General features: G+C 45.5%; 10 protein-coding genes. 3 read left to right on the top strand and 7 right to left on the bottom strand.

Translation table 11 applies throughout. The annotated features are described in order from the left end of the window. Positions 1-781 precede the first annotated feature (781 nt). From R8O10_RS22765 to zntR, 4 genes are all read right to left on the bottom strand, one after another. Positions 782-2,917, bottom strand: a complete 2,136-nt coding sequence (locus R8O10_RS22765) for a lysine decarboxylase CadA (RefSeq protein WP_318191749.1) — start codon at positions 2,915-2,917, stop codon at positions 782-784. Positions 2,918-3,034: 117 nt separating this feature from the next. Then, positions 3,035-4,378 (bottom strand): cadaverine/lysine antiporter, encoded by a 1,344-nt coding sequence (gene cadB / locus R8O10_RS22760; RefSeq protein WP_017635552.1) that lies wholly within the window; start codon positions 4,376-4,378, stop codon positions 3,035-3,037. A gap of 709 nt (positions 4,379-5,087) precedes the next feature. After that, complete coding sequence (gene cadC / locus R8O10_RS22755; RefSeq protein ID WP_017821793.1) at positions 5,088-6,650, bottom strand: lysine decarboxylation/transport transcriptional activator CadC; 1,563 nt, start codon at positions 6,648-6,650, stop codon at positions 5,088-5,090. 163 nt (positions 6,651-6,813) lie between these two features. Then, positions 6,814-7,212 (bottom strand): Zn(2+)-responsive transcriptional regulator, encoded by a 399-nt coding sequence (gene zntR, locus R8O10_RS22750; protein WP_005382529.1) that lies wholly within the window; start codon positions 7,210-7,212, stop codon positions 6,814-6,816. Positions 7,213-7,477: 265 nt separating this feature from the next. Between zntR and purH the strand changes: the two genes are divergently transcribed. Together purH and purD are read left to right on the top strand one after the other, a co-directional pair. Further along, positions 7,478-9,070, top strand: a complete 1,593-nt coding sequence (purH, locus tag R8O10_RS22745; protein WP_130545077.1) for a bifunctional phosphoribosylaminoimidazolecarboxamide formyltransferase/IMP cyclohydrolase — start codon at positions 7,478-7,480, stop codon at positions 9,068-9,070. Positions 9,071-9,264: 194 nt separating this feature from the next. Beyond that, entirely contained in the window at positions 9,265-10,554 is a 1,290-nt protein-coding gene (gene purD, locus R8O10_RS22740; RefSeq protein ID WP_054730264.1) for a phosphoribosylamine--glycine ligase, read from the top strand. 83 nt (positions 10,555-10,637) lie between these two features. On the opposite strand, the gene R8O10_RS22735 is transcribed toward purD, so the two are convergent. Continuing rightward, positions 10,638-11,336: a DUF1481 domain-containing protein gene (locus R8O10_RS22735; RefSeq protein ID WP_025768990.1), complete on the bottom strand. Its 699-nt coding sequence runs from the start codon at positions 11,334-11,336 to the stop codon at positions 10,638-10,640. Positions 11,337-11,375: 39 nt separating this feature from the next. Next, positions 11,376-11,648, bottom strand: a complete 273-nt coding sequence (gene hupA, locus R8O10_RS22730; protein ID WP_005382524.1) for a nucleoid-associated protein HU-alpha — start codon at positions 11,646-11,648, stop codon at positions 11,376-11,378. A gap of 253 nt (positions 11,649-11,901) precedes the next feature. Between hupA and R8O10_RS22725 the strand changes: the two genes are divergently transcribed. Beyond that, positions 11,902-13,035 carry a hemolysin family protein gene (locus tag R8O10_RS22725; RefSeq protein ID WP_005382522.1) on the top strand — a complete coding sequence of 378 codons (1,134 nt, stop codon included), beginning with the start codon at positions 11,902-11,904 and terminating at the stop codon, positions 13,033-13,035. 79 nt (positions 13,036-13,114) lie between these two features. On the opposite strand, the gene R8O10_RS22720 is transcribed toward R8O10_RS22725, so the two are convergent. After that, positions 13,115-13,702 carry a YjaG family protein gene (locus R8O10_RS22720; RefSeq protein WP_005382520.1) on the bottom strand — a complete coding sequence of 196 codons (588 nt, stop codon included), beginning with the start codon at positions 13,700-13,702 and terminating at the stop codon, positions 13,115-13,117. Positions 13,703-13,710 lie beyond the last annotated feature (8 nt).

The following is a 13,710-nucleotide window of genomic DNA, read 5'->3' as shown; positions in this document are numbered from 1 at the left end:
CATAAGTAATGTTTGAATTGACTGTGCTGAATCTTTCGATTCAATGGTCACTTCGTATCATTGAAACCTAATTTGAAACCGAAGTTTCTAATTGGATTATCATCAACGAGTGCCCACACAGATTGATAGGTTCTTATTTTTAAAGAGCTTTTCCAACATTTTCAGCAACTTAGTTGCTCGTCGTTAGGGGTGCGTATCATACTTCACACCGTGAGAGAGTCAAGCATTTTTTTCAAATTTCTTTTCTCTCAATTCCGACTCGCTGTGTGACTTTCGTCTCACTCCGTGTCGGTGGATGCGCAGTATAGGGAGTTGAGAAATTAGTACAAGCGTTTTTTGAAAAAAAACTTTCAACCGAACAAATAGCAATCACTTTGTGTATATACCAAGCGATCTTGGCTATTTTCTCTCATTTAAAAGGATCTTTCCTCAAGAAAAAGGGCGTTTCTACCTGAATTACGATCTTCAAATTTGATGCAATTGAAGCAAATGATCTTCGCTCAACGCGCTTTTTCTCTTCGTCCTGCTGTATAAAAGATAAAAAAAGAGCAGAACGATGACGAACTGCTCTTTGGTCTTTGCTTTTTACTTGGGGTACTTCAGGTGAAGTCTTGGAAATTGCTTCTTCTATATAGAAGAAAAGATCAGAGCATCCTTGCCCTTCTCTTTTACGACAGATTAGCTAGGGGTATATCTAAATGTCGTGGTTGTTCGATGACACATTGAGCTCGTAAGAGTGGAGCATGCTTGCATTCCCAATGGCGTCATCTTCGAGAGGAACTTAGTTCTTCAATACTTTTACGGTGTAGCTACCATCTTTTTGTTGGTACAGACCGTGGATATCGGTTTCGAAACCTGGGTAATGCGCACCGATCTCACAAAGCATCTCTAGGAAGTCCAGCACTGGGCGAGACTCTTGAGTCACCATTTCACCAGGAAGTACTAGTGGCACACCTGGAGGGTAAGGAAGGATCATGTTCGCACTTACGCGACCAACCATTTCTTCCAGTTTGATTTCTTCTACGTTACCGCGAAGCTCTTCTTGCCATGCTGCGTGTGGTGTTACTTTCATTTCTGGAAGAACATCGAACGCTTTGTACATTAGTTCTGGTAGGTTGTATTTCTTAGTTAGGTCATGAATTGCTTGTGCCAATTCTTGAACGCGCATGTCTTCATAGAAGCTTGGATCTTCGTTATATAGCGAAGGAAGGAAGCTCTTGATGGTTAGGTTCAAGTCGTAGCCACGTTTAAATTCAGTCAGACCGCGTAGTAATTGCATTGCTTTTGATTTGTCGATACCGATTGAGAATAGGAACAACAAGTTGTATGGGCCTGTTTTCTCAACCACGATGCCGCGCTCGTCTAGGAATTTAGCCACCAGCGAAGCAGGAATACCTGATTCTTCTAGTTCGCCTTCTTTATTCATCCCTGGAGTCAGTAGCGTTACTTTGATTGGATCAAGATACATGTGGTTGTCATCCATGTTCTTGAAGCCGTGCCATGTGTCGCTAGGATCTAGTTTCCAACATTCTGTAGTATCGATGTTTTCTGGTTGCCATACATCGAAGAACCAGCTGTCGCTTTCTGCTTCTAGGCGTTTGATCTCTTTACGGAAGCGAATTGCGCGATCGATAGAGTCTTGCATCAACTTCTTACCAGTGTTGCCGCGCATCATTGCCGCTGCAGTTTCAGTAGAAGCAACAATGCCGTACTGAGGTGAAGTTGAAGTGTGCATCATGAATGCTTCGTTGAAAGACTCTTTATCAAAGTCACCTTTCACGTGAATCATTGAAGCTTGTGAGAACGCTGCCAACAGTTTATGTGTTGATTGTGTTTCGTAGAACACTTTGCCTGGCATCGCTTCACCACTCATACCACATTTACCTTCGTAAATTGGGTTGAAGTTAGTGTAAGGCACCCAAGCACTGTCGAAGTGGATGTGTTTACAATCTAGCGACTCTTTGATGAATTGTGTGTTGTACAACAGGCCATCGTAAGTTGAGTTAGTCACTACTGCGTAAGTTGGTGCTGTTGCACCTGGTGTCTTCGCCACTTTCTCTGCAATGACATCACGGCTGAATTCGCTTTGTGGAATACCACCAAGGATGCCGTATGCGTTACGAGTTGGGCGGAAGTAGATTGGTGTCACGTCGCTCATCATCATTAGGTGAGTCAGAGATTTGTGACAGTTACGGTCAATCAGTACTGTGCTGCCCGCAGGTGCAGAGTACATACCAACGATTTTGTTCGATGTAGACGTGCCGTTAGTTACGATGTACGAGCTGTCTGCATTGAATGTGCGTGCGATGTATTCTTCTGCATCTTTATGTGGACCTGAGTGGTCTAGTAGAGAACCTAACTCAGGCATTGAGATTGATACGTCCGCTTTGAATGTGTTTGGACCGTAAAAATCGTAGAAGATGCTACCAGCAGGGCTTTTCTGGAATGCAGTACCGCCCATGTGACCTGGAGTACAGAAGGTGTATTTACCTTCTTCTACGTATTTGAATAGCGCTTTAGTGAATGGAGGCATGATGGCATCTTTGTATGCCTCAGTCGCTTGGTTGATTTTGATAGCGATGTCGTCAGCCATACCTAAAGCGTACTCGAAGAAGCTCACGTTTAGACGTAGGTCTGTTAGTGAAATGTCTAGAGTAGACTGTTCGTTAGCAAATGCGTGAACAGGCAGTTTTTCGTTGATTTGGCTGATACGTTCACATAGCTCTAGTGAGTATTTATCCCAGTCGAACAGCACACCGCAAATGCGTGGGTTCATCTCAATCATTTTGATCAAGTCTTTATCATCTACTGGGTAAACCACTTCGTAGCCCGCTTTCTCAAGAGCAGCGTGAAGTTGACGAACTGGCTCTTCTTTAAAGAACACACCCATGTGGTTCAAGATAGCGAATATATTCATTTGGACATCTCCAAGGCGAATGAGGGCGCTCTTTGCCATTTACAGGCAATGAGTAAGGTGAGCGCCGCGTGAATTTGGGTTTTATGGGCTGGCACCGTAGTGCCAGCGTTTTGGGGATTAGTTGCTTGCTTGGGCAGGCATGTCTTCAGCGTGCATTTTCACGTACTGAGCAAGACCTGCTTTTTTGCTGTAGAACATCAAGATAACTAGAGACACGATGAAGGTTGCTGTTAGCGTACCGCCCTCTGCACCTGCTAGTGCGATGAAGCAGAACAGACAAGCCACACCAGAGAACAGCATTACGAAGCCGTTGCGTGTTGTCATACCTTCGAAGCGAATCAAGTTAATGCTTGAGTAGAAGTAAGGCAGCATTGTTAGTAGAACTGCGTCAGTCGTTAGCTGGTTGAACAGGTCTGATGCGTGTGCTGTTTTAGAGCTGAAGAACATCAGTACAACCATCAGTGCAGTCATCTTGATTGACGCAAGGATTAGACCTTTCTTAGGCACACCGTTTTTGTCAGTTTCGCCGTAGATTTTAGGGAAGTTGCCATCGCTTGCTGCACGTTTACCAGCCTCGCCCACCAGCATCATCCAAGAACCTAGCGAAGTGAAACATGCTAGTGCTGTGAATGCTGATACGAATGGTGCAGTCCAGCTACCGAATAGCTCAGTGGTTGCCAATGCAAATGGCGCACCTGATGCCGCAACTTCTGACGCTGGGAACATGCCGCTGATCATTTGAGTTGATAGGATGTAAATCACACCTGCGATACCAGTACCTAACATAGTTGCTAGTGGTACAGTACGTTTAGGGTTTTCTACCATACCCGTCGATACCGCTGCTGATTCCACACCTACGAATGACCATAGACAGATAAGAACCGCTGTTACTACCGCGTGGCTGTCAGTGCCTGCTGATACGTTCCAGTTTTGGCTGTAAAGCGCAGTATCGAAGTGCGTCCAACCAAATGCAGCTGTACCAACAACTGGGATAAGGATAAGAACTAAACCAAGCGTACATAGACGGCTTACCCAGCTACCACCAAGTAGGTTGACGAAAGTGAAGATCCATACCGATGCAATCGTCGCAATACCTGCTGGAATTGGGTTATTAAGCACAGGGAAGAATACTGAAAGGTAAGAAACACCTGTAATGGCAATAGCCAGGTTACCAATCCAGTTCGCGTGGTAATAAAGAACGCCCGTTTGGAAACCAAATACCGGAGACACTTCGCCAGCATAAGCGATAGGACCACCTTCTTGTGGGTTTTTGGTTGCCAGACGAGCGTAAACGAACGCCAGACTCAGTGCACCGACCAAACAGATCAGCCAACTGAAGATTGAAACAGAGCCTACAGAGGCAAGACTAGAAGGTAATAGTGCAATACCACTACCCATCATGTTACCGGCTACGACACCCGTACAGGCAATAAGGCCGATTTTTTTCGCATTCGATGACATAACATCTCCAAATCTATTCTACTCGAGTCAACATGACTCAAACTGAATGGTTATTAGCGAGATGCTATGAGGAGGAACCTTCTCGACCTCGCTAAATTTCGAAGTGAAGACTACGCCCAAAAATCGGGAAAAAAATAAACTTGGTGTTATCAATAAAATGATTAGTTCATCAACATCAAGTTGAGATAAACATGATAAACACAAAAACATAAAACTATATTATTCATACAGTTACAAGAAAAACATCAAACCTTCTACCGATAGATAAACTCTCATCAACTCGTTGGTCATCGCGATAAAAGTTATCAACCTCTATCAACTTCCCCATCCCGAAGGGTTAATTCCCTGAAGTGTTGATTCCATAAATCTCTCCCTGATCGCGCTTCTTGACCCAAGTCAATATTCATCTCGCATGTAAGAAGGCACCAAAATCATTCTCGCCACATAACTCATCCAGACACTTCATACAATCAATAGAGATAGAGATAGAGATAGAGATAGAGATAGAGATAGAGATAGAGATAGAGATAGAGATAGAGATAGAGATAGAGAAGCAAAGCGGGTATGTATTCCCGTTGCAAGCTTGCGTTGTTAGCTCCTTCGTAAGTCATTGCCCCACCGCCTCACCCTTTTCACTTTTCGACAGCGACAAAAAAGCCCCTCACCGAAATGAGGGGCTAGCATTAGACTGACGTTGAGTCCGAGAGAATTAAAGCATTCGAACGACAGAAGGGTGAACGGCGCGATACATGGCGTAATCAATCGCCTTCATGTTACTTGGGAAGACCAAGTTTTCGCACAGCAGGTACGTCTCAACCGACGTATCAATATAGAAAGCTTCACTGTAAGACTCACTGGCTAAATCCAGATCACCATCCAATTCGGCGTGCTTACCGCGAATCACATAGGAAAGCACTGAATCACGTAACCTCAATGCCTGTCCGAGATGCCGCTTGGCTAACGCCATGTCACCAATGATGGTTTCGTGCAGTGCTAAAGCTTCATAAATTCGCGGTTGAATTGGCCCCACCATCATTTTCACATTAGTCTCTAGTGCTTCACTGAGCTGCTGCATTCGCCCTTTCTTCAACTCCTGTGAGAAATCAAGTGCCTTTTGTACATGGTAAGCAATCAACAACTCAGCTTGAACGTAAGCATTATCCGGCTCGATTTCTAAAATGTTTTCCATCAAGTCGATACCTTGGCGGAATTGTTTAGTATCAGAGACATTAAGGTAATGGTTAGCCTGAACAAACAACTCCAACGCGTCGGGATTCATTGGCATTCCCGCCACCAGCATCGTAGATTTCAATTTGGCATCCGACACTTTCAGCACTTGCATCAAATCCAACGACGCTTGTTGAAGCACTGGCTTTAAATGACTACTGGTTAACGCGTATTGACGACTAAACAACACTTTCTCAGATGAGTTATTGCGATATTCCACCTCTAAAAAGCTGCCACCGTCATTCTCACGAACTCTCACCACAACCGATTTACCAGGCACAATGCCAGAAGTAAACGACGCCTTCTTTAGCATGACTCGGTAATCACTGACTTGAGCAATGTCGGACATCAACTTTTGGGCGAATCCGTCTGCCAAATCGTAGCTTAATCCTTCACTCGTAAAATTATCTTGAAACTTGAACTCAATCAGATGGGTATCGATGGCTTGGGTAATACGCACTTCCGATTGCTTGTAGGTAAACACGCCCATCACTACGACCAACATACTGATCCAGATGAAGTTCATAATTCCCAATCGCCAAGGACTGATTTTGTTTTTGCTCTGAGGGGCTTTTTTCTCTTTTGACATCTCGCAGACCGCGCGAGTTAGAGGACCGGCAGGAAAGGTAACGGCTGGTGCTATAGGTAGACAATCCTCTTCCGATTCTTCAACCGAAGGTGGGATCTCTTCATTTTGCCGACTTGTGACAAACTCTTCATGCGTCATAGCAACCACGTTAGCTACCAGCTTATAGCCACGCTTGGGCACCGTGATAACGTAGTTGGTATTTTCCTCTCGACCGTCACGTAGTAGCTTACGCAACTCAAAGATGGATTGAGTCACCACTTGATCGGTCACAATCGCTCCAGCCCAAACGTACTGAATCAATTCCTCGCGGTTGAACACCTCATTCGCATGCTCCGCTAAGAAGTGCAAAAGATTAATTAAGCGTGGCTCAACAGTAACTTCCCTATCTTGTCGATACAGCTTATTTTCATCAACGCTCAAAACCCAGTCATTGATTTGAAAATAGACTCCAACCATGTATGAAAACTCTCGTATCTACAGACAGCGTTACGGTAGGAATCAGACCATGGTTGATTCCTACAAGTAACTAAAGGCAAGATTATAGGTGGGAAAGCAGCGTGTACCTAGAAAAGCAAGTCGCCAAAAATGCAAACTTAAGTTAAGTGATTCAAGAATGAGACTACTCAAGTGCTGCAAGGATAGAGCAATGTGTGGCGTCATCGTCTGTATGACCACAACAAGCATCATTAATCTTCTTTAACGCTCGGCGAATTTTCGTCAGCTCGTTAATTTTTCCATCAATCAGCTCTAACTTAGCAGAAGTAATGGCTTTTACCTCTGCACAGCTGTGTTCTGTCGCTTCTAACTTAATTTCTAACAAGTCTTTAATTTCATCCAGACTCAAGCCAAGATCTTTACCTTTGAGGATAAAGTGCACCTGCTTTTGATTCTCTTCATCATACAAGCGGTAGCCTGACTCACTTCGCCCTGCGGGTTTTATTAGCGCGTTTTTCTCGTAGAAACGCAATGTATCGGCAGTCACACCACAACGTTTTGCCAGTTCACCTATCTGAAACATAACTTTCCCTATTAACTATCTCGTTACTTTTAAAGCTAAAGAACGACTTTTTTGCAATTATTTTTTAGATGCCAAACGATTGCGCGAGCTTTTTTGTAATAAATTGGTTAGAATACGCGCCATCAAATGTGGAGACTGTTTTCTAACCAGAAAACACCCTGCAAAGGTCTTTACCAAAACTGGCCAATATTTTACCCCAAGAGGTAAAAACAAGTTCATTTTTGGCAAACATCTTTAACTCCGTGAATTTGAGGAAAATGGAAGCATGAATAACGCTCGTCCTATTCGCCGTGCGCTTATCAGCGTATCAGACAAAACAGGTATTGTTGAGTTTGCGCAAGCTCTTGCTGAGCGCGGTGTCGATATCCTATCTACTGGTGGTACAGCTCGCCTACTTGCCGAACAAGGCATCGCCGTAACTGAAGTCTCTGACTACACTGGTTTCCCAGAAATGATGGACGGCCGCGTTAAAACGCTTCACCCAAAAGTTCACGGTGGTGTGCTTGGTCGTCGTGGCCAAGATGATGACGTGATGGAAAAGCACGGCATCAACCCTATCGATATGGTTGTCGTAAACCTATACCCATTCGCAGAAACCGTTGCCAAAGAAGGCTGTACACTAGCCGACGCTGTTGAAAACATCGATATCGGCGGCCCAACCATGGTTCGTTCTGCAGCGAAAAACCACAAAGACGTGACTATCGTTGTTAATGCAGGTGATTACGGCCGCGTAATTACAGAGATGGACGCAAACGACAAATCTCTCACTCTCGAAACTCGTTTCGACCTAGCTATCGCAGCATTCGAGCACACAGCATCTTACGACGGCATGATCGCAAACTACTTCGGCACTATGGTTCCATCTTACGGTGAGAACAAAGACGGTGATGAAGAGAGCAAATTCCCTCGTACGTTCAACCAACAGTTCGAGAAGAAGCAAGACATGCGCTACGGTGAGAACAGCCACCAAGCAGCCGCATTCTACGTTGAAGCAAACCCACAAGAAGCATCCGTTTCTACTGCTCGCCAAATCCAAGGTAAAGCCCTTTCTTACAACAACATCGCAGACACGGACGCAGCGCTTGAGTGTGTGAAAGAGTTCAACGAGCCAGCATGTGTAATCGTAAAACACGCAAACCCATGCGGTGTTGCTCTAGGTAAAGACATCCTAGAAGCGTACAACCGTGCTTACCAAACTGACCCAACATCTGCATTCGGCGGCATCATTGCATTCAACCAAGAGCTAGACGCAGCAACAGCAACCGCTATTGTTGAGCGTCAATTCGTTGAAGTGATCATCGCACCTTCTGTTTCTGCTGAAGCGATTGAAGTGGTTGCAGCGAAGAAGAACGTGCGTCTACTTGAGTGTGGCGAATGGACAACTAAGACAACTGGCTTTGACGTGAAACGCGTGAATGGCGGTCTACTGGTTCAAGACCGTGACCAAGGCATGGTAAGCCTAGACGACCTAAAAGTGGTTTCTAAGCGCCAGCCAACAGAAGAAGAGCTGAAAGATGCACTGTTTTGCTGGAAAGTAGCGAAATACGTGAAATCTAACGCGATCGTTTACTCGAAAAGCGACATGACTATCGGTGTAGGTGCTGGCCAAATGAGCCGCGTTTACTCTGCGAAAATCGCAGGCATCAAAGCTGCAGACGAAGGTCTACAGGTTGAAGGTTGTGTAATGGCATCAGATGCATTCTTCCCATTCCGTGACGGTATCGACGCGGCTGCAGAAGCGGGCATCAAGTGTGTTATCCAACCAGGTGGTTCTATGCGTGATGACGAAGTTATTGCAGCAGCAGACGAACACGGCATGGCGATGATCTTTACCGGTATGCGTCACTTCCGCCACTAATCCTCTCGTCTTCAGTGGGACGATAACTGCGTTGACGGCGTTCACTTATCCTAATCACATAGCATACTATGCTCATAGGAATAAGTTCACTTGTCGCCTTGTCCTCGTCCCACTGAATTAGAGAGGCCATACTCAGGTCTTTGCGAAATATCTGAGTTTGAGCAAACGGTATTTATAAGATTAAGGATTTTCATATGCGAGTTTTAATCATTGGTTCAGGCGGTCGTGAACATGCGCTAGGTTGGAAAGCGGCACAAAACCCAAATGTTGAGACTATCTTCGTTGCACCAGGCAACGCAGGTACAGCACTAGAGCCAAAACTAGAGAACGTAAACATCGATGTAGAAGACATCGCTGGCCTTGTTGCTTTCGCCAAAGAGAAGGCGATTGAACTGACTATCGTTGGCCCAGAAGCACCATTGGTTATTGGTGTGGTTGATGCGTTCCGCGAAGCGGGCTTACCAATCTTTGGTCCTACCCAAGCCGCAGCGCAACTTGAAGGCTCTAAAGCGTTTACTAAAGACTTCCTTGCTCGTCACCAAATCCCAACCGGTGCCTACGCAAACTTCACAGAAATTGAACCAGCGCTTGCTTACGTGCGTGAGCAAGGTGCACCGATCGTGGTGAAAGCCGACGGCCTTGCTGCTGGTAAAGGCGTGATTGTGGCAATGACGCTAGAAGAAGCGGAAGACGCAATCAAAGACATGCTAGCAGGCAACGCATTTGGTGATGCTGGTAGTCGTGTCGTTATCGAAGAATTCCTAGATGGTGAAGAAGCAAGCTTCATCGTGATGGTGGATGGTGAGAACGTTCTACCAATGGCCACCAGCCAAGACCACAAACGCGTAGGCGACAAAGATACTGGTCCTAACACCGGTGGCATGGGTGCATATTCTCCTGCTCCAGTGGTGACACAAGAAATCCACAACCGCATCATGGAAGAAGTGATTTACCCAACGGTACGCGGCATGGCTGCTGAAGGTAACCCTTACACTGGTTTCCTATACGCGGGTCTGATGATCGACAAAGACGGCACTCCGAAAGTAATCGAGTACAACTGCCGCTTCGGTGATCCTGAGACACAACCTATCATGATGCGCATGGAATCGGATCTTGTTGATCTGTGCCTAGCGGCAATCGACGAGAAACTGGATCAAGCGGAATCGAAGTGGGATCCACGAGCATCGATTGGTATCGTGCTAGCAGCCGGTGGTTACCCAGCAGCGTACAACAAAGGCGACGTTATTTCGGGTCTGCCACAAGTTGAAATTGAAGGCGAAAAAGTCTTCCATGCTGGTACAGATAACAAAGATGGCGACATCGTGACAAACGGTGGTCGTGTTCTTTGTGCAACCGCACTTGGCAACAGCGTATCAGAAGCGCAGCAGCGTGCTTACGAGCTTGCAAAACAGATCCGTTGGGATGGCATGTTCCATCGCAACGACATCGGCTACCGTGCAATTGCACGTGAGCAAGAAAAATAAAAACAACATAAGTTGGCTAAAAAACAAAAGGCGCACTCAGCGCCTTTTTTATTGTTCTTGTTCGAGAGAGTTCGAAGCAATGTTTATTCAGAGATCAACGTTGGCCGAGAAACACAATCAAAGTCATCGTCATTGAGCATCAACAATTCATCGACCATTGCTTTGTTTCGTGACTGCTTGCCGACAAAAGCCACATAACTGTCTACCGATGAGAGACGCTCGATAATAAATTTTGGCAGCGTCTGATTAAACTCGAGTGTCGAGAACACCTTACCTTTGCAGGTTTCAAACGATTGACCATTCCAATAACCTTGAATAAGGCTCTGATTGTTACGAGACTGCGCCTTAACCGATGCCACTACGTCATTCGCTTCTGCTTTGTAGCGCTCTAATTGGTCATGCTGGAGTGGTAAGACTTTACGGTTAACACGATATTGTTGGTAAACCGCTTCGCCATCTTTATTGAAACGGATGTGGATTTGAAAAGGCACCAACTCTTGTTTGGTATCAACTTGCTCGCCTTTTCGAATCAACTCTCGCAACTCACCTTCATCCCAGCGATAATCACTCTGGAACCAACCATTGTCCCCCATAGTCACATAATCAGCCGCCGTACTCACACGAGTGAGTTTCTCTGTCATCCAGTACAAGCTGCTAGCATCTCCCGCAACTTTACCACCAGAAAAATGCGTGAATTGTTCTAAATTAGGCGTTTCAACCGATGAACAGCCAAAAAGGGTAAGGCTAGATAGGAGAAGTGAAGTGAGTAGATGTTTTTTCATGAAATTGCACCGAGGCAGGATACCTCGGTGCATTCTAACTTAGTTTACTGATTCTTTCAGCGCTTTACCTGCTACGAATGCTGGTACGTTAGCTGCTGCGATTTGAATCTCGTCACCAGTCTTAGGGTTACGACCAGTACGTGCAGCGCGGTGGTTTACTTTGAATGTACCAAAACCAATTAGTTGAACTTGGTCACCCTCTTTAAGTGCGCCAGTTACACCATCAAGAGTCGCTTCAAGAGCAGCTTTTGCTTGTGCTTTTGATAGGTCTGCTTTCTCTGCGATAAAGTCGATTAATTGGGTCTTGTTCATTAGGTTTCCCTTCTCATAGGTTATCGAATTCGTCTCACTCTAAAACATAAATGCCCCATCTGGCAAAGGTTTGTAAGCGATCTTTCGATTTTCTGACGTACTTTTAGCCATAATATGAGTAATAACTCACAATTTGTTACCACATACCCCCTGAAAACCCTTGCTTTCCAAGGTATTTGGACCAATTTATAAGTCACTTTTGCGGTTATAATAGCTGCAAATAACCACTATCAAACTACATTCAAGGGCAACTATGCTGCTGTTATCCATTTATATCTCTATTGCAATCGGCATTTCGTTTATCTGTTCGGTGCTGGAGGCGGTACTGCTGAGTATCAGTCCGAGCTACATTGCGCAGCTCAATCAACAGGGGCATCCCGCAGCTGGGCAATTGGCTAAGCTGAAATCAGATATCGACCGACCACTGGCATCTATTCTGACTTTAAACACCATCGCTCACACTATCGGCGCGGCCACTGCTGGTGCACAGGCTGCGGTTGTATTTGGTAGCGAAGCATTAGGTATCTTTTCGGCAGTGCTGACATTGGCGATCTTAGTGCTTTCAGAAATCGTACCGAAGACGATTGGCGCGACCTACTGGCGTCAGTTGGCACCCACTGCCGCGGTCGCATTGCGTTGGATGGTATGGGCGCTTACACCCTTTGTTTGGTTCTCAGAGCAAATCACCAAGCGTCTTGCTCGTAACCACGAAGCTCCAAAGATGCGTGATGAGCTGTCTGCAATGGCGATTCTGGCACGTGAAAGCGGTGAGTTTGCCGAGGGTGAATCAAAAATCTTAAGCAACTTGCTTGGCATCCAAGATGTACCCGTAACGCAGGTTATGACGCCACGACCAGTAGTATTCCGTGTCGATGCCACAATGACCATCAATGAGTTCCTAGAAAAACACAAAGATACGCCTTTCTCACGCCCATTGGTTTACAGCGAGCAGAAAGATAACATCATTGGTTTTGTGCATCGCCTTGAGTTGTTCAAACTACAACAATCAGGTTGTGGACAGAAACAGTTGGGAGCAATCATGCGCCCAATTCAAGTGGTGCTAAACAATACCACTTTACCTAAAGTATTCGACCAGATGATGACTCATCGCTTACAGCTGGCACTTGTTGTTGATGAATACGGTACCGTGCTAGGTTTGGTAACGTTGGAAGATATTTTTGAACACCTCGTAGGCGAGGAGATCATCGACGAAGCAGATAAAAGCACTGACATGCAGGAGCTGGCTTACCAACGCTGGGAAAGCTGGAAAGAAATGCACGGCGTAATCGAAAGCCGCGATGACGATGAAGAAGATAATGAGCCGGAGAAGCAGGATAAAGAGCCAGAAGCTCAAGAGCCACCGAAACCCGACTCGAAAGAATCGTAATCAGCATTAGGTATAACAGCTTAAACGCACAAACAAAAAAGGCATCCAGTTAGGATGCCTTTTTCTATTTATTCAACGATTAAAGTGCAATACCGATGTTGCTCACACCTTCTTCACGTAGCTCTTCACGCAAATCTTTAATCAAGCTGATGTCACGTTCTACCGCTTCACGCAGCGGACGGAAGATAGCCCACTGGACGTCCCACTCTTCACATACGGCTTCGTTTTCTTTCTGGTTGTCGTTGGTGATTGGCTCTGCACCTTGCGCTTGCTCTAGGTCAGCAACGGTTTGTACCGACTGTTGGCTCACTTTAAGCATTGAATCGAAAAGGTAGTCGCGATCCAATAGACCATGCAGTAACGTAGACAAACCCTGACACGCGTCCATCGCTGGGTAAACGCCGTAAAAATCGAACTCATCCGCACTTGGGAACAATTCTTCTAACTTCTCTAATTGGCGTTCGAAGTTAATTTTCGCGTTCTTAACTGTCAAAATTTCCCATACACTATCAAGAATCGCTCGGTAAGCACGCGGGTCAGCAAATTCTGTATTCTCACAAAACATCGCATAGTTTGGATACATGCGTTCACACAGACACGCCATAAAGGTAATTTGTTGCCAAGGTTCTAGTTTTTCTAAACGAACCTGAAGAGGATTCTTAAGCATAGTCACTC

This window comes from Vibrio sp. 1727 (assembly GCF_033344415.1).
Taxonomy (GTDB): Bacteria; Pseudomonadota; Gammaproteobacteria; order Enterobacterales; family Vibrionaceae; genus Vibrio; species Vibrio alginolyticus.
Note: the sequence above shows the minus strand (reverse complement) of the source record. Positions and strands in the feature narration are given on the sequence as shown.

Excerpts from the sequence above, each read along its gene's own strand:
- R8O10_RS22765 (WP_318191749.1), bottom strand. The coding sequence starts at position 2,917 with ATGAATATATTCGCTATCTTGAACCACATGGGTGTGTTCTTTAAAGAA.
- cadB (WP_017635552.1), bottom strand. The coding sequence starts at position 4,378 with ATGTCATCGAATGCGAAAAAAATCGGCCTTATTGCCTGTACGGGTGTC.
- cadC (WP_017821793.1), bottom strand. The coding sequence starts at position 6,650 with ATGGTTGGAGTCTATTTTCAAATCAATGACTGGGTTTTGAGCGTTGAT.
- zntR (WP_005382529.1), bottom strand. The coding sequence starts at position 7,212 with ATGTTTCAGATAGGTGAACTGGCAAAACGTTGTGGTGTGACTGCCGAT.
- purH (WP_130545077.1), top strand. The coding sequence starts at position 7,478 with ATGAATAACGCTCGTCCTATTCGCCGTGCGCTTATCAGCGTATCAGAC.
- purD (WP_054730264.1), top strand. The coding sequence starts at position 9,265 with ATGCGAGTTTTAATCATTGGTTCAGGCGGTCGTGAACATGCGCTAGGT.
- R8O10_RS22735 (WP_025768990.1), bottom strand. The coding sequence starts at position 11,336 with ATGAAAAAACATCTACTCACTTCACTTCTCCTATCTAGCCTTACCCTT.
- hupA (WP_005382524.1), bottom strand. The coding sequence starts at position 11,648 with ATGAACAAGACCCAATTAATCGACTTTATCGCAGAGAAAGCAGACCTA.
- R8O10_RS22725 (WP_005382522.1), top strand. The coding sequence starts at position 11,902 with ATGCTGCTGTTATCCATTTATATCTCTATTGCAATCGGCATTTCGTTT.
- R8O10_RS22720 (WP_005382520.1), bottom strand. The coding sequence starts at position 13,702 with ATGCTTAAGAATCCTCTTCAGGTTCGTTTAGAAAAACTAGAACCTTGG.